Origin of the sequence: Mesorhizobium sp. B2-7-3 (assembly GCF_006440715.1) — a bacterium.
Lineage (GTDB): Bacteria > Pseudomonadota > Alphaproteobacteria > Rhizobiales > Rhizobiaceae > Mesorhizobium > Mesorhizobium australicum.
The window spans coordinates 154,896-180,040 of sequence record NZ_VFTY01000002.1 but is presented as its reverse complement, the minus strand read 5'-3'; the positions used below and the strand labels follow the sequence as shown (position 1 = coordinate 180,040).

The window sequence follows — 25,145 nt, the reverse complement described above, 5'->3', positions numbered from 1 at the left end:
ATCAATCGTCTGCCCTCCAGCTCCCCGGGAGAGAAAAATGACTGTCAGAGTTGCCATCAACGGATTTGGCCGCATCGGCCGCAACATCCTGCGCGCCATCCATGAGTCCGGCCGCAAGGATATCGATGTCGTCGCCGTCAACGATCTCGGTCCGGTCGAGACCAACGCCCACCTGCTGCGCTTTGACAGCGTGCACGGCCGCTTTCCGCATGAAGTGTCGGTCGACGGCGACCAGATCAGCGTCGGCAAGGAGAAGTTCAAGGTCACCGCGATCAAGGATCCGACGCAGCTGCCGTGGAAGGAACTCGGCATCGACATTGCGCTCGAATGCACCGGCATCTTCACCGCCCGCGACAAGGCCGCCGCGCACCTGACCGCCGGCGCCAAGCGCGTGCTGGTCTCGGCGCCCGCCGACGGCGCTGACTTGACCGTCGTCTACGGCATCAACCACGACAAGCTGACCAAGGACCACATCGTCATCTCGAATGCGTCCTGCACCACCAACTGCCTGGCGCCGCTGGCGGCCGTCCTGCATGAGACGGTCGGCATCGAAAAGGGAATGATGACGACGATCCATTCCTACACGGGCGACCAGCCGACGCTGGACACCATGCACAAGGATCTCTACCGCGCCCGCGCCGCCGCCCTGTCGCAGATCCCGACCTCGACCGGTGCCGCCAAGGCGATCGGCCTCGTCCTGCCCGACCTCAAGGGCAAGCTCGACGGCATCTCGATCCGCGTGCCGACGCCGAACGTCTCGGTCGTCGACTTCAAGTTCATCGCCAAGCGCTCGACGACGGTGCAGGAAATCAACGAGGCGGTCATCGCCGCCTCCAACGGCAAGCTGAAGGGCATCCTCGGCGTCACCCATCACCCGAACGTGTCGATCGACTTCAACCACGATCCGCGCTCCTCGATCATGGCGCTCGACCAGACCAAGGTGATGGACGGCAACTTCGTTTCGGTGCTGTCCTGGTACGACAATGAATGGGGCTTTTCCAACCGCATGGGCGACACCGCGGTCGCTTTCGGCAAGACCATCGCCTGATCGAAGATCGATCTTCCCGACACTCGAAACGCCCGGCCTCGTCCGGGCGTTTTCATTTGCCGGAGCAGCAACGCGAAAATCGGCGGCGCCGGGCAAAAAACCACCCTCCCGCCTTGCACTGGTCACGCCTTCGCCCCACTCTGCCGTGAAGCCAGGAGGCAGAGGAATTCGAGGGGCAAATCACGGATGGAGCATGCGATCTATCTCGTTACGCTGGTCGGCACGGCGCTTGTTGTCGCCGCGGCGTTTTCGAGCCTGATCGCCTTTCGCTTCGGCGCTCCGCTCCTGCTCCTGTTTCTGTGCATCGGGCTCGCCACCGGAACCGACGGGCTCGGCATTCAGTTTGACAATGCCCGCATCGCTTATCTTGCCGGCTCACTGGCGCTCGCCGTCATCCTGTTCGATTCCGGTTTCGGCACGCCGCTCAACGCCCTGCGGCAGGCGGCAGGACCAGCCCTGTCGCTGGCGACCTTCGGCGTCCTTCTCACCACCGGCCTGTTCGGCGCCGCCGCCTACTACCTGCTCGACCTCAGCTGGCTGGAATCCTTCCTGCTCGGCGCAGCCGTCGCCTCGACCGACGCGGCGGCGGTGTTCTTCCTGCTGCGCGCCGGCGAGATCAATCTGCGCGAGCGCGTGCGCTCCACGCTCGAGGTGGAATCGGGCACCAATGATCCGATCGCCATCTTCCTGACCATCACGCTGGTCGAGATCATCGCCGCCCACGCCAACCCCGAAGCCAATGTCCTGGTCACCAATCTGATCCTCGGCTTCCTCATCAACATGGGGCTTGGCGCTATCGTCGGCGTGCTCGGCGGCCTCGCCATCGTGCGCCTTGTCGACCGGCTCAACCTCGACCATGGCCTGCTGCCGATCTTCGTGCTGACGCTGTCCTTGATGGTCTTTGCCGCCGCCGGTGCCATCGGCGGCTCCGGCTTCCTGGCGGTCTATATCGCCGGGCTCATCGCCGGCAATTCCGACATCCGCGCTGTCACCATCCTGAAGCGCTTCCAGGACGGCATGTCGTGGCTGGCTCAGATCATCATGTTCCTCATCCTCGGCCTGTTCGCGACGCCCTCGCAGTTCCCGGCGATCATGGTGCCTGCGATGGCGCTTGGCCTGTTCCTGATGTTCGTCGCCCGTCCTGTCGCGGTCTGGCTCTGCCTGGTCCCGTTCCGCCTGCCGCGCCCCGAAGTCGCCTTCGTCTCCTGGGTCGGCCTGCGCGGCGCCGTGTCCATCCTGCTCGCCATCACACCGCTGCTCGGCGGGCTGGAAAACGGCCGCACCATCTTCAACGCCGCCTTCATCATCGTTCTGGTGTCCCTGGTCATCCAGGGCTGGACCGTCGGCCCGCTGGCGCGGCGCCTCGGCCTGATCGTGCCGGCCCGGCTCGGACCGCTGGACAAGGTCGAACTGGAACTGCCCGGCTCCGCGCATCACGAACTCCTTGCCTATCGTGTGGCGCCGGGCAGTCCGGTGGCGCGCGGCGAACGCATCCCGCGATGGGCGCGGCCCTCGCTGGTGCTGCGTGACGGCCGCTCGATGCGTTTCCAGGACATGGGCCGGCTCGCCGCCGGCGATCAAGTCTACATCTTCGTGCCCGATCGCTATCCCCGCCTGCTCGACAAGCTGTTCGCCAGCCGCGCCGTCGTCGACCCGGAGGATGCCGATTTCTTCGGCGCCTTCGCCGTCGATCCGGCACGGTCCGCCGCCGAACTGGAAGCAGCCTATGCGCCCGGTCTCAGCGAGGCCGAGCAGAAACAGACCGTCGGTGCGCTGGTCACGGCGCGGCTCGGCGGCCATGCCGAATATGCGGACCGCGTGCTGCTTGGTCCGATCGAGCTGATTGTGCGCGACGTCGACGACAAGGGCAAAATCACCGGGCTCGGCCTGTCCTTCGAGCCGACCGCGCCGGTGGCGCGCGTACCTGTCTTCCTGAGCGCCGGCGAGATCGGCGACCGTCTCGCCGCCTTTATCCGCAGCTGGCGCAAGCCGGCTGAGGCGCGGGGGGCCACACAGGCGGATGACACCCCTGAGCCCCCGGTCGAGAAAGCGTCGGCCGAAAGCTGACGCGGGCGACCGTTCGCCCCCTGACATAGGCCGGGCGGTCTTCACGGACTATGTCCCCGTCCGCCTCAAAATTTCGCACCCGGCCCCAGCCAAGCCTTGCATCGTCATTGATGCGAGGTATGGTCCCGGCGATTTCAGACGAAAGGGAACCGGCATGGCTGTCTTCAAGACACTGGACGATATCGGCAACATCAGCGGCAAGCGCGTGCTGGTGCGCGTCGACCTCAACGTTCCCGTCGCTGAGGGCAAGGTCACCGACGCCACCCGCATTGAACGCATCGCGCCGACCATCGCCGAATTGTCCGGCAAGGGCGCCAAGGTCATCCTGCTCGCCCATTTCGGTCGGCCCAAGGATGGTCCCTCGCCTGAATTCTCGCTGGAGCCGATCGCCAGGGCGACGGCTGAGGTGCTCGGCCGTCCCGTTGGATTCGCCTCCGACTGCATCGGCGACACGGCAGGCAGCGCTGTCGCCGCAATGGACAAGGGCGACGTGCTGCTCCTGGAAAACACCCGCTTCTACAAGGCCGAAGAGAAGAACGATCCCGCTTTTACCGAACGGCTCGCCGCCAATGGCGACATCTTCGTCAACGATGCCTTTTCCGCCGCCCACCGCGCCCATTCGTCGACTGAAGGGCTGGCGCACCTCTTGCCCTCCTTCGCCGGCCGCACCATGCAGGCCGAACTCGAGGCGCTGGAGAAGGGCCTGGGCAACCCGGTCCGTCCGGTCGTTGCCATCGTCGGCGGCGCCAAGGTCTCGACGAAGATCGACCTGTTGATGAACCTGGTGAAGAAGGTCGATGCTCTCGTCATCGGCGGCGGCATGGCCAACACCTTCCTCGCCGCGCGCGGCACCGACGTCGGCAAGTCGCTGTGCGAGCACGACCTGGCTCCGACCGCCAAGCAGATCATGATCGAAGCGGCGGAGGCCGGCTGCGCCATCATCCTGCCGGTCGACGGCGTCGTGGCCAAGGAATTCAAGGCGGGTGCGGCCTGCGAGACCATCGCCATCGCCGACGTGCCGGCCGATGGCATGATCCTCGATGTCGGCGCCAAGACCGTGACGACGATCGGCGAGTGGATCGACCGCGCCGCGACGCTGGTCTGGAACGGGCCGCTCGGCGCCTTCGAGATCGAGCCGTTCGATCACGCCACGGTGGCGGCGGCCAAGCATGCGGCGGCGCGCACAAAGGCGGGTAAGCTGGTTTCGGTCGCCGGCGGCGGCGATACCGTGGCTGCATTGAACCACGCCGGTGTCGCCGACGACTTCACCTATGTCTCGACCGCCGGCGGCGCCTTCCTGGAATGGATGGAAGGCAAGCCATTGCCCGGCGTGGACGTGCTGAAGCGCTGAGGGCACGACGGCTCACCGGCAATTCGATCAACTCGAAGGGAGCCGGCGGCAGCGCCGGCCACTTTCGCTCGATTCGAGCTTTCCGGCGTCATTCCTTTGGCGGTAGTGTCCTGCTGGCCGATACCAACCGGTTAGGAGAAGCATGATGAGCGAACGTCTCGAAGACATTGCCGCCGCGATTGTGGCCAACGGCAAGGGCCTGCTGGCCGCCGATGAAAGCTCCGGCACGATCAAGAAGCGCTTCGACGTCATCGGCGTCGAATCTACCCCCGACAGCCGCCGCGACTACCGCGAGATGATGTTCCGCGCCAAGGACGCGATGGCCAAATACATTTCCGGCGTCATCCTCTATGACGAGACCATTCGCCAGAAGGCCGCCGACGGCACGCCGCTGGTCGATATCATCAAGGCGGCGGGCGCCATTCCAGGCATCAAGGTCGATGCCGGCGCCAAGCCGCTGGCCGGCTTTCCCGGCGACACCATTACCGAAGGCCTCGACGGCCTGCGCGAGCGGCTTGCCGACTATTACAAGCTCGGCGCCCGTTTTGCCAAATGGCGCGCGGTGATCGACATCGACACCGGCAAGGGCGTGCCTTCGGTCACTTCGATCAACTCGAACACCCATGCGCTTGCCCGCTATGCCGCACTTTGCCAGGAGGCCGGCATCGTGCCGATCGTCGAGCCCGAAGTGCTGATGGACGGCGCTCACGACATCGACACTTGTTTTGAGGTCTCCAAGGCGACGCTGATAAAACTCTATGACGAGCTCCACGCTGCCGGTGTTGTCCTCGAAGGCACGATCCTGAAGCCCAACATGGTGCTTTCTGGCAAGAAGTCGGGCACGGTGGACAGTCCTGAGCAAGTCGCGGAGAAAACGATAAAGCTGTTCCGCGAGACGGTGCCGGCCGCGGTGCCGGGCATTGCCTTCCTCTCCGGCGGTCAGGAGGACGAGGAGGCGACCGCCAACCTCAATGCCATCAACGCCATCGGCCCGCATCCGTGGAAGCTGACCTTCTCCTATGGCCGCGCGCTGCAGGCCGCCCCGCAGAAGGCATGGAGCGGCAAGGCCTCGAACGTCGCCGCCGGCCAGGCCGCCTTCACCCACCGCGCCCACATGAACCACCTGGCGGCACTTGGGAAATGGAAGGCGAGCCTGGAACAGGCTGCCTGAAGCCCCTGCTATCCTTCCCTTCGAACCCGGGCCGACATGCCCGGGTTTTGTTTTGGCGCACCGGCCTTGGGTCAAGGCATTCGAATTCTTATTTTCTCTGGGCATCCCTGACAGCGGCGATGTCGGGGCGAGCCCATCCCGTACGTCCTTGGGGTGCAGACAGGGAGAAGTTCATGCATCGCAACAAGGTCGTTTCGCGCGAAGAATGGTTCGAGGCTCATAAGGCACATCTGGCCCGCGAGAAGGAACTGACGCGGCTTCGCGAGCGCGTCGCGGCCGAGCGGCGCGAACTCCCCTGGTTGAAAATTCGCAAGGACTACGTCTTCGAGACCGAACGGGGGCCGAAGAAACTTGCCGATCTGTTTGGCGCCAACAGCCAGCTGATCGTCTACCATTTCATGTTCGGGCCGGGCTGCGTCAATCATTGCGAAGGCTGCTCCTTTCTTGCCGATCATATCGACGGTGCCAACCAGCACCTCATGCACCACGACGTATCGCTGGTAGTGATCTCGCGCGCGCCGCTGGACGAGCTTGTAGCCTACAGGCAGCGCATGGGCTGGAAGTTCGACTGGGTGTCGTCCTATGCGTCGGATTTCAACTTCGACATGCAGGTCTCCTTCACCGACAGGCAGATCGCGGCTGGCGACACCACCTACAATTTCGAGACCCGACCCCGGACATCGAAGGAGCTTCCGGGCGCCAGCGTTTTCTACAGGGACGAGAACGGCGATATCTTCCTGACCTTCGTTTCGCGTGCCCGTGGCGGCGAACAACTGATCGGCGCCTACCACTATCTGGACCTGACGCCGAAGGGCCGGGGTGAGACCGGCCTCTACCGCAATCTGATGGATTGGGTGCGGCTGCATGACGAATATGCAGGCGAGCCGCAAGCGGAGCACGATTGCCACGATGGCTGACCAGCAAAAGTGCGGAGCGCCTTCGGAATTGCGTAAAACAAAGGGGTAGAGCGTTCGAGGCGATCCTGTTTTCGCCGGAAATGCTCGTTCACCTCTCTCGCGACATGCGTTAGATGCTGGTCGCAAACCAGTTCAATGGACCAGCGATGCGATGCTTTCCGACCTTCCTCACCTGGCTCGCCTTCCCGATCTATGTCTGGCAGGGCTTGGGTGTCCGCCGCCGCACCTCGCGCATGCTGCCGGCGCGGGGACCGGTCATGCACGAGATCTCGGGCCAGGCTCCGGCGATCTCGCTGTTGGTGCTGGGCGATTCCTCCGCCGCCTCGGTCGGCATCGGCAATTCCGAAAACGGGCTTGCCGCGCAGCTTGCCGTCATGATTGCACAGCGCACCGGCGGCGCTGTGCGCTGGCGTGCCGCCGGCTTCAATTCGGCGACATCTGGTCAGATCCGCGACCATGTCCTGCCCAATCTGTCGGCTGATCCGTGGACGCATATCGTGCTCGCCATCGGCACCAACGACACCAAGAATTTTCATTCCGTGCCGCGCTTCAAGAAGGAGTTCGGCGGCCTCCTCTACGCGCTGCGCGCCAAATGGCCGGAGGCGCGCGTGGTATGGTCGCCGGTGCTGGAGTTCACGCGTGCACCGGCCATGCCATCGCTGCTCGGCAAGATCCTCGAGATCCGCGCCACCGCGATGAACCGGATGGGCGAGCGCCTCTGCCTGGAGCGCGGCGCGGTGCCGGCGCCGCGCCTGCCGATCACCAACCCCGAGGCCGGTTTTGCTTCCGACGGGTTTCATGCCTCGGAGGCCGGCTACCGGGCCTGGGCGGAACATCTCGTCGGCCCAGTGCTTGCCGGCTGAAGAGCGACCGCAGCTGTCGCCAGGCCTTATGTCAGGTGCCCGAGCACGGCCGCCAGTGAGATCGCCGCCATGGCGAGCAATGCCAATTTCCAGAAATCGCCGCGGCGCCTGAGCCCCGGCCAGCCGAGCGGCTTGATGAGCTGGATGACCATGAACCCGACGATGACAAGGGCGAGGAGTTTCGTCATGCTGCCTTTGACCAGCAACGCTTGCGCCTGTCAAAGCGGTTCGTTCGGTCTCCGGGGAAGAAAAGGCGCCGCGAACCCGAAGCGGAACGCGACGCACGCCTTGACCGCGCAGCAATCTACTTCAGCGGCTTGAGGCCAGCCTCGATCGATGCGCGTTTTGCCTCCAGGAACGGGGGCAGGGCAAGGCTTTCGCCCAGCGTCTCCAGCGGCTCGTCGGCTGTGAACCCTGGCCCGTCGGTGGCAATCTCGAACAGGATGCCGTTCGGCTCACGGAAATAGAGCGAGCGGAAGTAGTAGCGCTCGACCTCGCCGCTTGACGGCAGCCGGAATTCGGCCAGGCGCGCCGTCCACTGATGCAGCGTCTCCTCGTCCGGCGCCCTGAAGGCGACATGGTGAACCGCACCGGCGCCTTGCCTCGCGGGTGCCAGCCCGGGCTGCACGGCCACATGAAGCTCCGCCGCCGGCCCGCCCGCGCCCATTTCGAAGACGTGGACCTGGCCCTCGCCGTCAGGCGAGGCATAGTCGCGGACCTTGCGCATGTTCATCACCCCGGCCAGCACCGCCTCGGTGTTGGTGATGTCGGGAACACTGATAACGATCGGCCCCAGTCCGCGGATCTGATGCTCGGCCGGCACCGGGCTTTGCGCCCAGGGATGGCTGCCGCCCTTGCCGCCATCGCTGACGAGCCGCAGGCGCTGGCCTTCGGGGTCCTCGAAATCCAGTGACTTGTAGCCGCCGACATCGGCAATCTCTCCTGTCACGATGCCCTCGCTGGCGAGGTGCTGCTTCCACCAGCCAAGGCTCTCCTGGCTGCCGACCCTGAGGCTAGTCCGCGCGATGCTGTGTGTGCCGCGCCGTTCGCGGCCGATCGGCCAGTCGAAGAAGGTGAGGTCGGTACCCGGCGTTGCCTCGCCGTCGGCATAAAAGAGGTGGTAGGCCGAGGTATCGTCCTGGTTCACTGTCTTCTTGACCAGCCGCAGCCCCAGCACCTTCGTGTAGAAGTGAAGATTGCCGGGCGCATTGGCGGTGATGGCGGTCAGGTGGTGAATTCCTGTCAGTTGCAAGCTCATGGTGGTCTCCCTGTTTTTGGGGAAGAATTTTCTCCTTTCATATCAGAACTCCGGTCACTTCGCTGAAGGCCGCCTATCCCGACAGTTCGTCGCCAAGCTATGAACAATACTGCCTCGATTAACCCTTCCTTAGTGAACAATCCGCGCTCGCGCGACCCGTCACGACAAGAACGGAACAGTCGCCACACGACCTGCCATCCTCCTGACAGACTGCTGTCAGGAGGGGTGTGCGATAGTGTCTCCGGTTAGAGAGAGGAGATTGGTCATGAACGGCTTTACCATTCTGCGCGGCATGCAGCATTATGTCGGCAAGATCCGCACGATGCGCAACGAGATCCGGACCCAGCGGTTCATGAACGCGCTGCCCGCAGACATTCGCAAGGATATCGGCTGGCCGGACATGTATGCCGAGCGTCGACATCACGGCAATTGAGACGAAAATTTTCAACGCAGCGGTTGGATGCTCACGCGTCAGCACCCAGATATCAAGTCCGGCGCGCGAGGGATGGAGCGAGCTCATGTCCGATCAGAAGACAATCGGCTTTCTGTTCATCGAAGGTTTTGCCGACTGGGAATATGGGCTGCTGGCGGCCTCGGCGGTCGAATGGTTCGGCGCTCGCGCCGTGTCGCTGACGCCCGACGGCAAGCCGGTGACCGGAATCAGCGGTTTTAAGCTGACGCCAGACCGCTCGGCCAGCATCAATGAGAATACCGATCTCGATGCCGTGGCCGTCATCGGTTCCGACCACTGGGCGGGCAAGACGCCGCCGGATGCTGCCGAACTGCTGATGGCTGTCGCATCGCGCGGCGGTGTCGTTGGTGGCATCTGTGCGGGAACGCTGGCGCTGGCCCGAGCCGGCATGTTCGAGAACGCCAGACATACCAGCAATGGCCGTGACTGGATCAGCCGTCACGAGTCCGGCTATGCAGGCGACGGCAATTATCAGGATGTGCCACATGCCGTGGCCGACGGCAAAATCGTGTCCGCGCCAGGTTCGGCGCCCGGCACTTTCGCCCTTGCCTTCCTGCAGACGCTCTACCCGGAAAAAGGCAGCGAACTCGCGCAGATGCGGACGCTGTTCGCCAAGGAGTATGCTGAAGCCTCCTGACAGCATGCTGTCAGGAGGTGCGTGCGATGGTGGAATAATGCGTATGGCCGGCCGAGGACGATCGATGCAAAACTGGAACGACAGGCTGAACGCGCCTGGCATCAACGGTGTGAATCCAACGCCGCGCACGGTAGGGGACGTTATCGAAGGCCAGCCCATGCTGGTGCCGACCGCGCGCCAGGTCGACGATTTCATCCGCTCCATCCCCGAAGGCGTCGATATGGACGTTCGCGCGCTGCGCACGGCCCTTGCCATCGAGCATGGCGCCGAAGTGACATGCCCGGTCACCATGGGCTATCATCTGCGTACGGTCGCCGAGGCTGCCAAGGAGTATCTCGAGCGCGGCATGACGCTCAGCGACGTCGCTCCCTTCTGGCGCGTTCTCGATGCGAAGACGCCGACAACGAGGAAACTGTCCTTCGGCGCGGAATTCGTCGCCGCGCAGCGCAAGCGCGAAGGGCTGAAGCCGTAATGCATGTCATGTGGAAGTGGATCCGGTCAGGGAGCCACGGCATGCATGGGAAAAACACTGGGGAAGCAAACGATGCGCCGCGCCGACAGGCTCTTTCAGATCGTGCAGCATCTGCGTGGTGGCCGCCTTGTCACCGCCCAGAAGCTCGGCACATGGCTCGAGGTTTCCGAGCGAACCATTTACCGCGACATAGCCGACCTGCAGTCGACTGGGGTGCCGATCGACGGCGAGGCTGGCGTTGGCTACATGATGAGGGAGGGTTTCGACCTTCCGCCGCTGATGTTCACGCGTGACGAGATCGTGGCGCTGGTGGCCGGCGCCCGCATGGTGCGCGCCTTTGGCGGCGCCGCCATGGCGCGGGCCGCCGACGAGGCACTGGTCAAGATCGGTGCCGTGCTGCCCGATGCCGAGAAGGACCGCATCGCCCGCACCGAGATCCACACGCCGATGTGGGTGGTCAGCGATGCCGCCCGCGAGGCGATCGACCTGATCGAGCGCGCGGTCGAAAAGCGCCAGGTGCTGACCATCGACTACTCGGACGAAGCCGGCCGCGGCACCGCGCGCGATATCAGGCCGCTAGGCCTGTGGTTCTGGGGCAAGGTATGGACACTGGTCGCCTGGTGCGAGATGCGCGATGATTTCCGCGCCTTCCGCATCGACCGCATTGCCTCCGTGGTCATCGCCGGCCGAATCTTCAAGCCGGAGCGCGGCAAGCAGCTTGCCGATTTCTACCGGGCGGTGGAGCGCAGCGAGGACTACGGCATGGCGCCCGACCGCGCGGCGCGAAGCTGAGACTGGCCGAGCCGCACAAAATAGCCCGCTCGAAGCGGGCTATTTTGTTGCGTTGGCGAAAAGTCTATTCCTCGTCGTCCGTATCGGTGTCCTTCGACTTCAGCGCCGACAGCTTGGCGAAGACGGCGTTTGCATCGAGCTCCGCGTCCTCATCCTTCGGCTTCTCCGGTGCAGGCACCAACCGCTCGGTCAATGCCGCCGGCAGCAGCGTGTCGCCGACCGGCTGCGCCTGCTCGCGGCCCCGCGAGGCGCGGTTGACTTCCATGTCGAGGTCGATCTGCGAGGCGAGACCCAGCGTCACCGGGTCCATCGGCTGCAGATTGGCGGAATTCCAGTGCTTGCGTTCGCGGATCTGCTCGATCGTCGACTTGGTGGTGCCGACGAGGCGCGAAATCTGCGCGTCCTTCAGTTCGGGATGATTGCGCACCAGCCACAGGATGGCGTTCGGCCGGTCCTGACGTTTCGACAGCGGCGTATAGCGCGGACCCTTGCGCTTGGATTCGGGTACCCGCACCTTGGGGTCGGAAAGCTTCAGGCGCTGGTTCGGATCCTTCTCGGCGCGCGCGATCTCGTCGCGGGTCAGCTGGCCGGTCATGATCGGATCCATGCCCTTGATGCCTTGCGCTGATTCTCCGTCGGCGATCGCCTTGACCTCGAGCGGATGCAGCCCGCAGAACTGCGCGATCTGCTCAAAGGAAAGCGCGGTGTTGTCGACCAGCCAGACGGCGGTCGCCTTGGGCATAAGCAGCGTATTGGCCATGTGCAAATCCTTCTCGTTCGCCCGCGTTCCCGCGCGGGCGGTGGTTTAGAGCCACCAAAATGGGAAATTCGCGGCCTGTATAACTGCTCTCAGGTCGTTTCGCAACGTTTTTGGAAGAGCTGGGAACGACGTGGCCAACCAAGGCACGCGGTGACGGCTAACGTTTGCCACGGCGGTCCAAACCCTGCCGCCGCATTTGCCGCGGATCGCCATGGCATATCACGCCGAAGCCGAGATGAATCCAATCCCCCCAAAAGACAAAACCCGCCGGACAGGGTCCAGCGGGTTTGGAACCGGCGACGACAAGCGTCTGCGGCGGCTCTGCATTGCAACCCTGCCTTGCGGCGGGTCGCGCTTGCAATCAGATCGCCTGACGGGCGATCCGCTCGATGTCGCCGCGGTTGATGCCGAGGTCGCTGAGCTGACGGGCGTTGAGGCGGTTCAGTTCGCGAACGGTCTCGTTATACATGCGCCAGTTACGGAAAGCACGGATCGGGTTCATGGTAGTCCTCCTGAATTGGGTTCGTTTCGATGATGCTCAAATAGTGATCATCGGGCGGGACTTGAACAGCCGATTTTGCATAGCAATGATGCAAATGCTGCATTGCACCATTAAGCTTCTGTTCATCTTGTAGGCAGGGGCGAAGGACGCTGGCCAGACCGTGTCGAGATCCGGTCGGGCCGAGCCGAAAATGCTGGCGTCCTAGCCGACGTCGAGCACGATCTTGCCGATATGCTCCCCCTCCTCCATCCGCTCATGCGCGCGCCATGCGTCGGTAAGCGGGTAGATCATGTCCATCACCGGTGCCACCTTGCGCGTGCCCAGCAGAGGCCACACCTGTGCCTCCAGCGCCGCCGCGATCGCCGCCTTGAATTCGACTGTGCGCGGCCTGAGCGTCGAGCCCGTATGGGTCAGCCGCTTGACCATGACCTTGGAAAAATCGGCACTGGCGACAGCGCCTGCCTGAACCGCGATCTGCACGATCCGGCCCTCGACAGCGGCGGCCTCGTAGTTTCGCTGGACATAGTCGCCGCCGACCATGTCGAGGATGACGTTGGCGCCTCGGCCTTCGGTCACCTCCTTGACCGCGGTGACGAAATCCTGCTCGCGGTAATTGATCGCACGGTCGGCTCCGATCTTCAGGCAGGCGTCGCATTTCTCCTGGGATCCGGCGGTGGTGATCACATAAGCGCCGAAGGCCGAGGCGAGCTGGATCGCCGTGGTGCCGATGCCGGACGAGCCGCCATGGACGAGCAGTGTCTCACCCTTCTTCAGGCCGCCGCGTTCGAACACATTGTGCCAGACGGTGAAATAGTTTTCCGGCACCGCCGCCGCTTCCGTGTGGGTGAAGCCCGCCGGCAGTGGCAGAACGCTGCCTGCATGAACCCTGACATATTCGGCATAGCCGCCGCCGGGCGTGAGCGCGCAGACCCTGTCCCCGATGCGCCAGCGCGATATCTGGTCGCCAAGAGCGGCCACTTCTCCCGACACCTCGAGGCCCGGCAGGTCCGATGCACCGGGCGGAGGCGGGTAGGCCCCCTTGCGCTGCTGCACGTCCGGCCGGTTGACGCCGGCGGCATGCACCTTGATCAGGATTTCGCCGGGGCCGGGCTGCGGTACGTCGCGCGTTTCCGGTTTCAGCACCCGTGGGCCACCCGGCTCCGAGATAACGATCGCCGTCATCCGTGCCGGAATTTTCTGTCCGCTCGCCATGAAGTTTTCCGTCTTTCCTCGCCGCACTCTTACCGGCTGTTTGCATCGACGCCCTTGCCCTATGTATGCTCATTGCCAAATCAGGCAAATGGCCAATCTGGTCTGGCGGAGGAGGAGCAGCCATGGCGATCTTCGACGACGAACCCAAGAAGAAGGCACGTCCGCACGAGATCGGGCAAGACCTGTCGCTGCTTTCCGTCGGTGAACTGTCAGAGCGCATCGGTATCCTGCGCGACGAGATCGCCCGGCTGGAGGCCGAACTCAAGACCAAGGACACCACCAAATCGGCTGCCGAGGCGCTGTTCCGCCGCGGATAAATCGCTGGGGCAATCGCCCGCCGCCGAAAAGCCCGAATGCGACTGTCTTCAAACCCGCGTCCCCGCCCAGTCCCCCAGTCGGATCAAAAAATGCTCGCAGCCTACAGACCGATCCTTTCCCTGCTTCGCGGCACCGCCTTTCTTCTGGCGGCATCGGGATTGCACGGGCTGCTGCTGCCCTTGCGCGGCCAGGTGGAAGGGTTCTCGACCGCTTCGCTCGGTCTGATGGGCACGGCTTGGGCCGGCGGCTTCGTCACCGGCTGTTTCTTTGCGCCGCGCATCGTGCGCCGCGCCGGACATGTGCGCGCCTTCGGCGCCTTTGCCGCGTCCGGCGCGATCGTGGCACTGCTCACCGGTCTGATCATCGACGAGTATGTCTGGATCCTGCTGCGTGCCTTTACCGGCTTCACCATGGCCGGCGCCTTCATGGTCATCGAAAGCTGGCTGAACGAGAAAGCCACCAACGAGAACCGCGGCACCGTCTTCGGCCTTTACATGATGGTCACCTATGCCTCGATCATGGGCGGCCAGATGATCGTCGCCGGCGGCGACGTGAAATCGGCGTCGTTGTTCATGATCACCGGCATCCTGTTTTGCCTGTCACTGATCCCGACGGCCGTGTCGACCGCCTCGCATCCCAAGCCGCTGCAGGACGTCAAGCTCGACGTCAAGGGACTCTACGCCAACTCGCCGGTCTCGGCGATCGCTTGCCTTTTGATCGGCATCGCCAACGGCGCCTGGGGCACGCTCGGCGCCGTCTACGGCGCCCGCATCGGAATCTCCACCGCCGAGATCGCCTTGATGATGAGCCTGGTGGTCGTCGCCGGCGCCGCCATGCAACTTCCGGCCGGGCGCCTCTCCGACAAGACCGACCGGCGTTTCGTGCTGGCCGGTGCCGCCTTCGGCGCGGCGCTGTTTGCGCTGCTCATCTTCCTGTTCGAGCCGCGCTCGGCGGTCTTCGTCCTCGTCTTCACCGCCGCCTACGGCGCTTTCGCCTACACGCTCTATTCGATCGCCGTAGCGCATGCCAACGACCACGCCCGGTCGGAAGATTTCGTCAAGGTGTCGGGCGGGCTGCTGCTGCTTTACGGCTTCGGCACCATGATCGGGCCGTTGCTGGCCGCCGCCCTGATGGGCTGGATGCGCCCGGAGGGCCTGTTCCTGGCGACAGCCTTCGCGCATCTGTCGCTGGCCGGCTACACGCTGCTGCGCATCAGCCGCCGCGCGCCGGTGCCGATCGGAGATCGCGATGCCTTCAAGACGCAGCCGGCCGACCGTTCGGTGACCCCCGAAGCATTGCGGCTCGATCCGAGAAGAAAAGCAGAAGCAAACAGTTGAGATTTGAAAAACTTTGCCTCACAAATGAGGCATGATGTTTTCCGACGCCTTCATGGCGATCGCCGATCCCAATCGGCGCCATCTTCTGGAAGAACTTCGACGCGGTCCGAAGACCGTCAACGAATTGGCGGCCGGGCTGCCAGTCTCCCGCCCGGCGGTATCACAGCATCTGAAAGTGTTGCTCGACGCCGGGCTGGTCAATGCCAAGGCTGAAGGCACGCGGCGTGTCTATACGGTGAGCAATGCCGGCTTCCTCAGACTCAACATCTGGCTCGACCAATTCTGGGAAGCCTGATCTTCTTCGATCAGCAGCCACAACGATCAGGTTTCCATCCGCAAAAACTTGCCGAGCAGATCGAGCAACACCCCGGTCCCATGCTCGCGTGTGCCGGACGTGTCATGGCCATCGAGGAAAGCGCCCTGCTCGGTCAGCACCAGGCGCGTGCCCTTGTCTTCGGCAAAAAATTCGATCGTGGCCAGCGACACCGAGATTCTGATATCGCCGAACAGCATGTCGTAGCTGTAGACGATGCGCTGGTCGGGCACGATATCCCAGTAAGTGGCAGTGTAGACATGGATCGGCCCATCCTTTGGCCCACCAGCGTTGATCTCCTTGCCGCCGACGCGAAAGTCCATCTCGAAGCGGCCAGGCATGGGATTGTCTGGATCGGTGAACCATTGTCGCTTGGCGTCAGGGTTGCTAAGCGCGAAGAAGACTTTCGCCGGCGCGGCCGGATAGAAGCGCTCGATGACAAAAGTGGAATGAACGACGGAACGTTCGGCCACGGTTGGGTCCTCGTTGGTCAGCTTGATGGATTCTGCGGAATGAAGGCGCCACCGCGATAGCTGGCGCCGAAATAGACCTCGACGCTGCGCAACTGGTCGCCGCGAAACGAATGCAGCTCGGTGTTGCGAAAGGTCTTTCCTTCAAGCGTCTCGCAGCTGTATCGGACGAACACGTCATTGCCGTCTTCGCAAATCCGCTCGATCGTCATCGACCGGAACAGCTTGCCATTCGGCCAGCAGCGCTCGAAATAGGTCGTGCGATCGATGGCGTCGTCATAGGGGCTGGTGAAGGTGAAATCGTCGGCAAGGGTCGCCTCCATGACGGCGCGGTCGCCGGCCTGAAAGGCCGCGAAATAGCCGCGGACCAGATCGGATTTTCTCTTTGACATGGCATGCTCCTCTTCAGTTCTCCGCAAGAAAATCGCCGAGCCAATCCAGCCGGCGTTCCCATGAGAGGCGCCGCTCATTGATCCAGTGTTCGGCCGCGCGCAGCGCCTTCGGCTCGATCTGACAGGTGCGCACCCGTCCGACCTTTTGCGTGCGCACGAGGCCGCTCGCCTCCAGGAGATTGAGGTGCTGGACGACCGCCGACAGCGACATCGCCAGCGGCTCGGCCAACTGGCTCACCGACGCCGGGCCGCGTGATAGCCGGTCGACCATCTGCCGCCGCGCCGGATCGGCGAGCGCCTGGAACATCAGGTCGAGTTGGGCGGGATCGTGCAGCATCGCGATCAGCCGTTGTTGTAGGGAAAGAACTTGAAGTAAGGCTGCGCCTCCTCGATCACCCTGGTGAAGGCGGCGCGCTGCAGCAGGCGGTCGTGATAGCGCTTCACGGCGGGATAGCTGTCGCCGAACGGCTCGACCTTGTTGGCATAGAAGAGCGCCGGAGACGCCGCGCAATCGGCCATGGTGAAGATATCGCCCACAGCCCATTCCCTCGACAGCATCTCCCGTTCGATGATGGCGTAGGAATTGCGCAGCTGGCTCCGCGCCTGCTCGACACCGAATGGATCGGTCTTGTCCTGCGGCCGCAACCTGTCGCCGACGATCTTCTGCATCGGCTCCTGCACATAGAAATCATAGAAGCGGTCAGCCTGGCGGACAGCCAGCGCCAAATCGATGTCGGCTGGAACGAGTTCGGCCGGTCCCGGATAGTGCGCAGCCAGATATTCCACGACGATGGTCGATTCCAGCACCGTCCGGTCACGCGCGTCGTCGCGCAGCGCCGGCATCTTGCCGGTCGTCGAAACCTTCAGAAAGGCCGCGCGCGATTGCTCATCGCCTAGGTCGACGATGACGGGCGCAAAAGGCGTGGCGTTCTCGTAGAGCGCGATCAGCGGCTTCCAGCAAAAGGAGGCCAGCGGATGGAAATGCAGCGTCAGGGACATTCTTGTGCTCATCTGCTCTGTGGAAACACTGAAGCATTTACTTAACTATTGCGCCAGGCCTCGCTCGTCAAGGCTCGCCCACGAAGTCTCAGCTGGATCGGACATGCTCGACAATGGCGGCTTCTATATCAGGCCAGTCATCCGGATGCAGTTCGTGACCGCCGCCTTCGACACGAAGGAGTTTCGCGCCGGTAACTGCTTGGGCCAAGGCCTCGCCATGCTCGACCGGAAAAATCGGATCCGACGTGCCGTGGATGACCAGAAGCGGCACCGCCATTTCGTGCAGGCGACCCTTCCATTGGTCATTGCCCTTGAGCATGAAATGATTGGTGGCGCTGAGCAAGCCGCCGGACCTGGTATAATCCCGCTCGATGAACGCCCTCATCCCGGCCTCGTCGAACCGATGCGCGGTGCTGGCGATCGCGCGTGCATCGCTGACCATGAAGTCGATGACCTGGCGGCGGTCCGCCCAGTCGACTTTGGCCCCATCGGCCGAATGCTCCATATAGGCATCGGTCGTTTGCGGCAGATGCGACGTGTCGGTCCCCACGGGCGAACTGCTGATCACGGTCAGCGAAGCGACGCGCGAAGGGTGCCGGAGCGCGACGAACTGCGCGATCATGCCGCCCATCGACATGCCCGCGACATGCGCCTTGCCGATGCCGTAACTGTCGAGAACGGCTATCGCGTCGTCAGCCATGTCGTCGAAAGTGTAGGGCGGCTGCCCCACCTGATATTTGGTCGACCGACCGGTGTCGCGATTGTCGTAGCGGATCACGTAAAGGCCGGCATTCGCGAGCTTCCGGCAAAACGCCTCCGGCCACCACAGCATCGAGGCCATCGCGCCCATGATCAGCAGCAGCGCCGGATCCGCCGGATCGCCAAAGGCTTCCGATACGATCTCGGGACGGTCTTTGCTCGTCATTTCATGGCCTCCTCATCTGCTTGCATTTTGCAATCGGTTGCACGATAATAAAACCGATACAATAATGCAACCGGTTTTTGTGGAGAAAATGGAATGACCCTCGATCGCCGGTCCGGCTGCCCGATCAACCTTTCGCTCGAGGTGTTCGGCGATCGCTGGAGCCTGATCATCCTGCGCGATATGATTTTCGGCGGCAGGCGCCATTTTCGCGAGCTGCTCAACGGCTCGATGGAGGGTATCGCCTCCAACATCCTCGCAGACCGTTTGAAGCGGCTGATGGAGCTCGGCATGCTGACCAAGGCGGACGACCCGAGTCATAAGCAGAAGGCGATCTACAGCCTGACCGAGATGGCCATCACGCTGGTGCCCATCCTGGCCCATCTCGGCGCCTGGGGCCGCGTCTGGCTGCCGACAAGCGAGGAACTCTCGATCCGCGCCGAACTCCTGGAAAAGGGCGGACCTCCAATGTGGGAGAAATTCATGGACGAATTGCGCCATGAGCATCTCGGCACCCCCCTCGACACAGCGCCCGGCTCCTCTGTCCGCGCGACGCTGCAGGCCGCCTATGAAGCGGTGGTTGCCGAAAAGGCCCGCAACGCCAGCCCGGCCGTCTGACCAACTATTTTCCCCGTTGAAAGGCCGGCTCTGCTACAAAGGACGGAAATCACACTTCACGGGATTGGATACGCTCTTGGTTGAGAACTCTAGGGACACTGCCCGCGCGCGTGCCGATCTGCGCTTCAAGAAGCAGGAAGAGGCGGCGACGGTCCGGCAGAAAGCCATGGCCGAATACGTCGCCGAGAGCGATGCCCGCAAGGCCAAGACCGACAAGCTGCGGGCGCTGCGGCTGGCCAAGGAAGCCGAAGATCTAGCCAACGCGCCTGCCGCACCTGCCAAGAAGCCAGCCCGCGCCAAGAAAAAATAGCCCCGTCTCTCCGCCAATGCCTCGTCCTGGATCGAGCGGTCGTAACGCATCCGACAGGCACGCCTTCGTCCCGCTGCTGCGCGGGAAGCAATTTCAACCGAAAGCGGGATTGCCTGGTCCGGCTGGCCGGCGATGATTGGGCTGTTCAACAGGAGATTGCCATGACCGCTCTGTCGCTCGAAAAAGCCGTCGAGATCATCAATGCCGCCTTCGCCAGGGGCGCCGACCTCAAGCTCAAGCCGCTCGGCGTCTCGGTGCTCGACGCCGGCGGGCACCTGGTCGCCTTCCAGCGCCAGGACGGCGCCTCGTTCCTGCGCCCGCAAATGTCGGCCGGCAAGGCTTATGGCGCGCTGGCGATCGGCATGGGCTCGCGCAGGGTCGAGGCCTTCGCCAAGGAGCGCCCGCATCTGGTTGCCGGCATTTCCGACGTGTCGGGTGGACGCGTGCTGCCGGTCGTCGGCGGCGTGCTGATCCGCGACAAGGCAGGCAGTGTCATCGGCGCTGTCGGCATTTCCGGCGACACGTCTGACAATGACGAGGCGGCCGCGATTGCCGGCATCGAAGCCGCCGGCTTCGCCGCCGATCCGGGCTGAGGTTCCGGTCTAACTCAAATTGATGTCGCGGCTGGCCGACCGCATCGACACCGCGAACCCGGCCAGCACGTCGAACAGCGCGATGATCAGCAGCGTGAAGAAGATGGAGTGCGCGGCACCCTTCACCAGCAGAAACTCGACCAGGAAAGCAACGAAGACAAGCGTCGACAACAGATGGTCCATGATCGAGGCGGTGGTCGTGCGCGCCGACTTCACCATTTCAAGGAACAGAAAAATCAGCCCGATCAGCACGATCAGGTCGCCGAGCGTCATCGAGAACACCCCGCCCGACATCATGCGGAACGAGAACATCTCGCTCGCCCACGGATCGTCGCCGCCGCCGAATATACCGAGCAGGCCGAGATTGTAGAGCACGAAAGGCACGATCAAAAGCGGGACGGCACCGAACATCTGGCGTCTCCATATGGGGGCACCTTCTGTAGAATGCCCCACAGGCACGGCGTCAAGATTTTTCGTGCGCGGCCGCAAACACGGTCGAATACCGGATGCAACAACCATGTCAGCCGGTTGCCCGGCCGACATGAAAGACGAGACAAAAAAGCTCAGCGCTTGAAGTAGCCGGCGCGCAGGGCAAGGCCAAAACGCAAAAAGACCGGCCAGAAGCCGGTCTTTTGTAACTCGGTTGCTTGGGAAAAGCTGGTCTCAGCTTTCCTTGGGCGTCAGCACCTGGCGACCGCGATACATGCCGGTCTTCAGGTCGATGTGGTGCGGGCGGCGCATTTCGCCGGAGTTCTTGTCCTCGACATAGGTCGGGGCCTTGAGGGCGTCGGCCGAGCGGCGCATGCCGCGCTTGGACGGAGAGGTTTTGCGTTTCGGAACGGCCATGGATATGCTCCACTACATGGTCAAAAGCCCCGCCCGCCCTCGTGAAAGGGCCATGTCGGGGCCTAAATCTGAGAAAGTCGGGTGCCTATACACGCCTGACACCGTTTTGGCCAGCACTGTGGTGAATCTTTTTTATACCGGCTAGTCCAGGCAACCGACATAGGCGCCGGAGCGGCCGGCGCGCCGCTCGATCAGATTGGCGAGCCTTCTCAAGCCCGGCCCTGGTTTTGCCGGATTGCGGGCGATCGGATTGGGCAGCGTGACGGCGAGAAGGGCCGCCTGCCGTCTGGACAGCTGCTTTGCCGAAATGCCGAAATGGTGCCGCGCCGCCGCCTCGATGCCGTAGATGCCGGGCCCCCACTCGGCGATGTTGAGATAGATCTCCATAATGCGCCGCTTCGACATCACCGCGTCGAAATAGACGGCCAGCGGCAGTTCGACGACCTTGCGCACCGAGCCCAGCGGCCGCGACCACAGGAAGAGGTTCTTCACCGTCTGCATGGTGATGGTCGAGGCACCACGCGTCGCCTCGCCGGCCAGCGCATCATCGACGACCCCCCTGAGCTCGCCAAGATCGACGCCGCGATGAAAGCAGAACTGCCCGTCCTCCGACATGATGACGGAATGGGCGAGCACAGGCGCGACATCATCGATCGACACCCAGCGCCGGTCGTAGCCGGAGAATGTCGCGAGATCCTTCAGCATCAGCGTCGACACTGGATGCACGAAGGACGGCAGGTAGAGAAAGGTCAGCACCACCGGGATGAGCGCCAGCACGGCGGCCACGACGATGCCGCGCCGGACCCAGCGCCTGAGACTGCGGCGGCTCACGCCTCGCGATCTCGTCGCCATGTCCAGCTTTTCGGTCTCATGATCGACGATCGGTTCCGCCAAGCCGCCCAACCCATGCCAGAGAACTCGCTTTGAAACTGGCTCCCGTGAGTCATGTGAGGGTGTTTTCGAGAACCGGAGCGGAGCGTACATTCGAGTACGTGAACACCGGAAGCGCGGAAAACGCCTTCAGATGACCGCAGGAGATGAGTTTCCAAACGGGCTCTTACCGCCCCGGCATAATGGCGCTTGCCTTCTTGCGCAACGTCTGAGTGTCGGCTACCGGTCCCGGCCATGACGAATGACGACGAAATGGCGTTCGAAATGGCGCTCATCAGGCGCGCGGCCGCCGTCGAGGTGATGCTGCGTCGCTTGCTCGACGACCGACCGCTTTCGGGTGAGATCGCTCGGCCCGATCGTCTGATGGCGGCGATGCGCCATGGCGTGTTGAACGGCGGCAAGCGCCTGCGCCCCTTCCTGGTCATGGAAAGTGCCGCCCTGTTTTCCGCCGATGGCGAAGCGGCGTTGCGCGTCGCGGCGGCGCTCGAATGCGTGCATTGCTATTCGCTGATCCACGATGACCTGCCGGCGATGGACGACGATGACCTGCGCCGCGGCCAGCCGACCGTGCACAAGGCCTTTGACGAAGCCACCGCCATCCTCGCGGGCGACGCCTTGCTGACGCTTGCCTTCGACATCATCGCCGGCGAAGCGACGGCGCTGCCGGCCAAACGGCGCGCAGCCCTGGTGCTGGCGCTCGCCCGCGCCGCAGGAGCCGGTGGCATGGTCGGCGGCCAGAAACTAGACCTCGAAGCCGAGCAGGTGCGACCGGACGAGGCCGGCATCATAACACTGCAGGCGATGAAGACTGGCGCGCTGATCCGCTTCGCCTGCGAGGCGGGTGCGATCCTGGCCGGCGCACAGTCGGATGACCTGGAAAGGCTTGCCGAGTTCGGTTCGGCGATCGGCCTGGCCTTCCAGCTCGCCGACGACCTGCTGGATCTGACGGCCGACGCCGAGCAGATGGGCAAGGCGACCGGCAAGGATGCCGCCGCGGGCAAGGGTACGCTGGTGGCCTTGCACGGTGCGGATTGGGCACGCAAGCAGCTCGACGGCCTCGTCGGCCAGGCGCACGCGCTGCTCGAACCCTATGGCGAAAAGGCTGCCCTGCTGAAGGCCGCGGCGATCTTCGTCGCAACCCGTAACAGCTGACGGCAGGCTCATGTCGGTTGCGCGGTGCACCTGCGGTCCACCAACGAAATCTTAATGTAAATGAAGCGTAATCCCAATCCTTAGAATGATGCGTATGTGTTGGGGTTGCGCATGCCGGAATATTCTTCCTTTATCCGGTCCGTCCGGATACGTTATCTTTCAGGATTGTTGGTTTTCGCGCTGGCTTCAGCCGCCATCATGGTTGCGCTCAATCGCGTCAATTCCTTGCGCCATGAAATCGATGCGCTGAGCAGCAATCTCGTCATTTTCACCCGCGATCTGCGCAACGCCACCAGCTTCGCCGAGACAACCAGTTCCGCCTGGCGGATCGAGACGCGCGATGCGCTGACGGCTTCGGCGCGCGACCATTCCGAGCGGCTGACCGGCGAGATCGAGACCCTGACCGCCCAGCTCGCCGCGATCCGCCCGCGCCTGTCGGCCAAGACCGTCAGCGAGCTCGCGGCCGCTTCGGTCAATGGCGACCTGTTCTGGTCGCCGCGTGACATGGTTCGCAACTTCAACCTGATGTCGGTGGCGCAAAAGACCGATGAATGGAGCACTCGCGAGATCCGCAACCAGAACGACCTGTTCGTTCAGCCCATGCTGGTGCGTGTCCGCACCGCGATGGACGACGAACGCCATCAGGCGGACGCGTCCAGCGACCGGCTGCTTTTGTGGGCAAGCGGCTTGTTGTTTGCCGTCCTGGGCATCGTCGCTTTCTGGATCTTCCGCCCGATGGAACAGGCGATCCGTCGCGCCTTTGCCCAGTCGGCCGAATCCTTGTTCAAGGCAGAGGCCGCCGACCGCGCCAAGTCGGAATTCCTGGCCAATATGAGCCACGAGATCCGCACACCGATGAACGGCGTGCTCGGTATGGCCGAATTGCTGGCCAAGACCGAGCTCAACCCGCGCCAGAAGACGTTCACCGACGTTATCGTCAAATCGGGCAACGCGCTGCTCACCATTATCAACGACATCCTCGACTTCTCGAAGATCAATGCCGGGCAGTTGACGCTCGACCCCGCCCCCTTCCGCCTCTCGGAAGCGGTGGAGGACGTGGCGACGCTTGTCTCGGCGCGCGTCGCCGAGAAGAACCTGGAACTCATCGTGCGCGTCGATCCCAGGCTGCCGGCCTATGTCGTCGGCGACGCCGGCCGCTTCCGGCAGATCGTCACCAACCTGGTCGGCAATGCGGTGAAATTCACCGAGAAGGGCCATGTGCTGATCGATGTCGGCGGCGAAACCGTCAACGACGTCGTCCAGCTCAAGCTGCGCGTCGAGGACACCGGCATCGGCATCCCGGCCGAGAAATTGCAGAACGTGTTCGAGAAGTTCGCTCAGGTCGATGGCTCCTCGACCCGCCGTCACGAAGGTACCGGCCTTGGGCTCGCCATCGCCGCCCGCCTCGTCGACCTGATGGCCGGCAAGATCGGCGTCGAGAGCGAGATCGGCCGCGGCTCCGTCTTCTGGTTCGCCGTGCCGCTGCCGGTCCACCGTGCCGAGGCGCGCGACGCCATCGTGCCGGTCGACGTCACCGGCGCGCGTGTGCTGGTCATCGACGACAATCCGGTCAACCGCGAGATCCTGCTAGAACAGCTCAGAAGCTGGAGCTTCGACTGCGCCGCCGCCGAAAGCGGCGCGGTTGGCCTCGCCTTCCTCGATCGCGCCTGCCAGCTCGGCGCCAGCGTCGACTGCATCATCCTCGATTATCAGATGCCCGGCATGAACGGCGCCGATGTCGCCCGGGCCATCGCCGCCGACAGCCGGCTGTCCACCATCCCAGTCGTTATCCTGACCTCGGTCGACCAGGTCGATTTCGGCAAGATGATCATCGACTTCGGTATATCGGCGCATCTGACCAAGCCGGCGCGCTCGGCGGTCCTGCTCGGCACCGTCATCTCGGTCATCCAGAAGGCGCGCTCGCAGGTCGGCAAGGCGCACTTCATTCGCGAACCGATCCAACCGATGCCTCAGCCGGCTCCGCCGGCCTTCACGGTTATCCGCGGCCCCGCCATGCCGATCGCGGCAGTGCCGGAATCGAATGCCGCGCCGAACAGCCCGATCGACATCCTCATCGCCGAGGACAATGACGTGAACCAGATGGTGTTCGGCCAAATCCTCAATGGGCTGGGCTTGAGCTACCGCATCGCAGGCAATGGCCGCACCGCGGTCGAGATGTACCGGTCGCTGCATCCGAGGCTGGTTCTGATGGACGTCTCGATGCCGGAAATGAACGGCTACGAGGCGACACGCGCCATTCGGGCGATCGAGGCGTCGTCGGGCGGCCACATTCCGATCATCGGCGTCACCGCGCATGCGCTGAAGGGCGACCGCGACAAGTGCATCGAGGCCGGCATGGACGACTATCTGCCCAAGCCCGTTTCGCCCGATCGCCTCGGCGCCAAGATAGGCACCTGGCTCAGCGAAACGGTGGTGGCCAAGACGGCCTGAACTCCGTCCGG

The 25,145-nt window shown here is 63.5% G+C and carries 31 protein-coding genes; 18 read left to right on the top strand and 13 right to left on the bottom strand.

The features are described from left to right. The first annotated feature begins 37 nt into the window (after window positions 1-37). The 6 genes from gap to FJW04_RS04880 all read left to right on the top strand — a co-directional run bounded on the left by gap (window position 38) and on the right by FJW04_RS04880 (window position 7,417). A complete protein-coding gene (gap, locus tag FJW04_RS04905) occupies window positions 38-1,048 on the top strand; it encodes a type I glyceraldehyde-3-phosphate dehydrogenase (RefSeq protein ID WP_015315369.1) in 1,011 nt (336 codons plus the stop codon). A 186-nt stretch (window positions 1,049-1,234) separates the two neighbouring features. Then, window positions 1,235-3,115, top strand: coding sequence for a potassium/proton antiporter (locus FJW04_RS04900; RefSeq protein WP_140712691.1), 1,881 nt, complete (start codon window positions 1,235-1,237; stop codon window positions 3,113-3,115). Between the two features lie 154 nt (window positions 3,116-3,269). Continuing rightward, window positions 3,270-4,466, top strand: coding sequence for a phosphoglycerate kinase (locus FJW04_RS04895; protein WP_140712689.1), 1,197 nt, complete (start codon window positions 3,270-3,272; stop codon window positions 4,464-4,466). Window positions 4,467-4,611: 145 nt separating this feature from the next. Then, window positions 4,612-5,637: a class I fructose-bisphosphate aldolase gene (locus FJW04_RS04890; RefSeq protein ID WP_140712687.1), complete on the top strand. Its 1,026-nt coding sequence runs from the start codon at window positions 4,612-4,614 to the stop codon at window positions 5,635-5,637. Window positions 5,638-5,810: 173 nt separating this feature from the next. After that, entirely contained in the window at window positions 5,811-6,554 is a 744-nt protein-coding gene (locus FJW04_RS04885; protein WP_015315365.1) for a thioredoxin family protein, read from the top strand. Window positions 6,555-6,700: 146 nt separating this feature from the next. Then, on the top strand, window positions 6,701-7,417 hold the full coding sequence (locus tag FJW04_RS04880) for an SGNH/GDSL hydrolase family protein (protein ID WP_140713267.1): 717 nt from the start codon (window positions 6,701-6,703) through the stop codon (window positions 7,415-7,417). A gap of 26 nt (window positions 7,418-7,443) precedes the next feature. Here FJW04_RS04880 and FJW04_RS04875 read toward each other — a convergent pair whose 3' ends face one another. Both FJW04_RS04875 and FJW04_RS04870 read right to left on the bottom strand, forming a co-directional pair. Then, on the bottom strand, window positions 7,444-7,605 hold the full coding sequence (locus FJW04_RS04875; RefSeq protein WP_015315363.1) for a hypothetical protein: 162 nt from the start codon (window positions 7,603-7,605) through the stop codon (window positions 7,444-7,446). 116 nt (window positions 7,606-7,721) lie between these two features. Next, window positions 7,722-8,675, bottom strand: a complete 954-nt coding sequence (locus FJW04_RS04870; protein WP_140712685.1) for a ring-cleaving dioxygenase — start codon at window positions 8,673-8,675, stop codon at window positions 7,722-7,724. A gap of 265 nt (window positions 8,676-8,940) precedes the next feature. Between FJW04_RS04870 and FJW04_RS04865 the strand changes: the two genes are divergently transcribed. From FJW04_RS04865 to FJW04_RS04850, 4 genes are all read left to right on the top strand, one after another. Then, on the top strand, window positions 8,941-9,108 hold the full coding sequence (locus tag FJW04_RS04865) for a hypothetical protein (RefSeq protein ID WP_015315361.1): 168 nt from the start codon (window positions 8,941-8,943) through the stop codon (window positions 9,106-9,108). Between the two features lie 85 nt (window positions 9,109-9,193). Continuing rightward, window positions 9,194-9,784 (top strand): DJ-1/PfpI family protein, encoded by a 591-nt coding sequence (locus FJW04_RS04860; protein ID WP_015315360.1) that lies wholly within the window; start codon window positions 9,194-9,196, stop codon window positions 9,782-9,784. Window positions 9,785-9,848: 64 nt separating this feature from the next. Beyond that, window positions 9,849-10,256 carry a hypothetical protein gene (locus tag FJW04_RS04855; protein WP_140712683.1) on the top strand — a complete coding sequence of 136 codons (408 nt, stop codon included), beginning with the start codon at window positions 9,849-9,851 and terminating at the stop codon, window positions 10,254-10,256. Window positions 10,257-10,328: 72 nt separating this feature from the next. Then, window positions 10,329-11,048, top strand: coding sequence for a YafY family protein (locus FJW04_RS04850; protein ID WP_013529238.1), 720 nt, complete (start codon window positions 10,329-10,331; stop codon window positions 11,046-11,048). Window positions 11,049-11,112: 64 nt separating this feature from the next. Here the strand turns inward: FJW04_RS04850 and FJW04_RS04845 are convergent, their stop codons facing one another. The 3 genes from FJW04_RS04845 to FJW04_RS04835 form a co-directional block, all read right to left on the bottom strand. Beyond that, a complete protein-coding gene (locus FJW04_RS04845; protein WP_015315358.1) occupies window positions 11,113-11,808 on the bottom strand; it encodes a DUF1013 domain-containing protein in 696 nt (231 codons plus the stop codon). 361 nt (window positions 11,809-12,169) lie between these two features. Then, window positions 12,170-12,310 (bottom strand): DUF1127 domain-containing protein, encoded by a 141-nt coding sequence (locus FJW04_RS04840; RefSeq protein ID WP_013892619.1) that lies wholly within the window; start codon window positions 12,308-12,310, stop codon window positions 12,170-12,172. A gap of 201 nt (window positions 12,311-12,511) precedes the next feature. After that, window positions 12,512-13,522, bottom strand: a complete 1,011-nt coding sequence (locus tag FJW04_RS04835; RefSeq protein WP_140712681.1) for an NAD(P)H-quinone oxidoreductase — start codon at window positions 13,520-13,522, stop codon at window positions 12,512-12,514. Between the two features lie 122 nt (window positions 13,523-13,644). On the opposite strand from FJW04_RS04835, the gene FJW04_RS04830 reads away from it, so the two are divergent. The 3 genes from FJW04_RS04830 to FJW04_RS04820 all read left to right on the top strand — a co-directional run bounded on the left by FJW04_RS04830 (window position 13,645) and on the right by FJW04_RS04820 (window position 15,472). Next, on the top strand, window positions 13,645-13,839 hold the full coding sequence (locus FJW04_RS04830; RefSeq protein WP_015315356.1) for a DUF1192 domain-containing protein: 195 nt from the start codon (window positions 13,645-13,647) through the stop codon (window positions 13,837-13,839). Between the two features lie 90 nt (window positions 13,840-13,929). Further along, window positions 13,930-15,177 (top strand): MFS transporter, encoded by a 1,248-nt coding sequence (locus FJW04_RS04825; RefSeq protein WP_015315355.1) that lies wholly within the window; start codon window positions 13,930-13,932, stop codon window positions 15,175-15,177. Window positions 15,178-15,208: 31 nt separating this feature from the next. Further along, a complete protein-coding gene (locus FJW04_RS04820) occupies window positions 15,209-15,472 on the top strand; it encodes a metalloregulator ArsR/SmtB family transcription factor (protein WP_010911936.1) in 264 nt (87 codons plus the stop codon). A gap of 26 nt (window positions 15,473-15,498) precedes the next feature. Here FJW04_RS04820 and FJW04_RS04815 read toward each other — a convergent pair whose 3' ends face one another. The 5 genes from FJW04_RS04815 to FJW04_RS04795 all read right to left on the bottom strand — a co-directional run bounded on the left by FJW04_RS04815 (window position 15,499) and on the right by FJW04_RS04795 (window position 18,276). Beyond that, the gene (locus FJW04_RS04815) at window positions 15,499-15,963 is read right to left on the bottom strand and encodes an SRPBCC family protein (protein WP_140712679.1); all 465 of its coding nucleotides are present in this window, start codon (window positions 15,961-15,963) and stop codon (window positions 15,499-15,501) included. 17 nt (window positions 15,964-15,980) lie between these two features. Continuing rightward, window positions 15,981-16,352 (bottom strand): nuclear transport factor 2 family protein, encoded by a 372-nt coding sequence (locus FJW04_RS04810; RefSeq protein ID WP_140712677.1) that lies wholly within the window; start codon window positions 16,350-16,352, stop codon window positions 15,981-15,983. 13 nt (window positions 16,353-16,365) lie between these two features. Beyond that, window positions 16,366-16,689 carry a metalloregulator ArsR/SmtB family transcription factor gene (locus tag FJW04_RS04805; RefSeq protein ID WP_140712675.1) on the bottom strand — a complete coding sequence of 108 codons (324 nt, stop codon included), beginning with the start codon at window positions 16,687-16,689 and terminating at the stop codon, window positions 16,366-16,368. 5 nt (window positions 16,690-16,694) lie between these two features. Next, on the bottom strand, window positions 16,695-17,351 hold the full coding sequence (locus FJW04_RS04800; protein ID WP_140712673.1) for a glutathione S-transferase family protein: 657 nt from the start codon (window positions 17,349-17,351) through the stop codon (window positions 16,695-16,697). 88 nt (window positions 17,352-17,439) lie between these two features. Then, window positions 17,440-18,276 carry an alpha/beta hydrolase gene (locus tag FJW04_RS04795; protein ID WP_140712671.1) on the bottom strand — a complete coding sequence of 279 codons (837 nt, stop codon included), beginning with the start codon at window positions 18,274-18,276 and terminating at the stop codon, window positions 17,440-17,442. A 93-nt stretch (window positions 18,277-18,369) separates the two neighbouring features. Between FJW04_RS04795 and FJW04_RS04790 the strand changes: the two genes are divergently transcribed. From FJW04_RS04790 to FJW04_RS04780, 3 genes are all read left to right on the top strand, one after another. Continuing rightward, window positions 18,370-18,891, top strand: a complete 522-nt coding sequence (locus FJW04_RS04790) for a helix-turn-helix domain-containing protein (RefSeq protein WP_015315348.1) — start codon at window positions 18,370-18,372, stop codon at window positions 18,889-18,891. A gap of 76 nt (window positions 18,892-18,967) precedes the next feature. Beyond that, window positions 18,968-19,201 carry a hypothetical protein gene (locus FJW04_RS04785; RefSeq protein WP_023773965.1) on the top strand — a complete coding sequence of 78 codons (234 nt, stop codon included), beginning with the start codon at window positions 18,968-18,970 and terminating at the stop codon, window positions 19,199-19,201. 161 nt (window positions 19,202-19,362) lie between these two features. Beyond that, entirely contained in the window at window positions 19,363-19,794 is a 432-nt protein-coding gene (locus FJW04_RS04780; protein WP_015315346.1) for a heme-binding protein, read from the top strand. A gap of 9 nt (window positions 19,795-19,803) precedes the next feature. Here the strand turns inward: FJW04_RS04780 and FJW04_RS04775 are convergent, their stop codons facing one another. From FJW04_RS04775 to FJW04_RS04765, 3 genes are all read right to left on the bottom strand, one after another. Next, entirely contained in the window at window positions 19,804-20,205 is a 402-nt protein-coding gene (locus tag FJW04_RS04775; protein WP_015315345.1) for a hypothetical protein, read from the bottom strand. Between the two features lie 252 nt (window positions 20,206-20,457). Continuing rightward, entirely contained in the window at window positions 20,458-20,640 is a 183-nt protein-coding gene (gene rpmF, locus FJW04_RS04770) for a 50S ribosomal protein L32 (RefSeq protein ID WP_008834724.1), read from the bottom strand. 141 nt (window positions 20,641-20,781) lie between these two features. Beyond that, window positions 20,782-21,543, bottom strand: a complete 762-nt coding sequence (locus FJW04_RS04765; RefSeq protein ID WP_140712669.1) for a transglycosylase domain-containing protein — start codon at window positions 21,541-21,543, stop codon at window positions 20,782-20,784. 222 nt (window positions 21,544-21,765) lie between these two features. Between FJW04_RS04765 and FJW04_RS04760 the strand changes: the two genes are divergently transcribed. Next, window positions 21,766-22,683 carry a polyprenyl synthetase family protein gene (locus FJW04_RS04760; RefSeq protein WP_140712667.1) on the top strand — a complete coding sequence of 306 codons (918 nt, stop codon included), beginning with the start codon at window positions 21,766-21,768 and terminating at the stop codon, window positions 22,681-22,683. Window positions 22,684-22,794: 111 nt separating this feature from the next. Next, entirely contained in the window at window positions 22,795-25,134 is a 2,340-nt protein-coding gene (locus FJW04_RS04755; protein ID WP_015315342.1) for a response regulator, read from the top strand. Window positions 25,135-25,145: the final 11 nt, after the last annotated feature.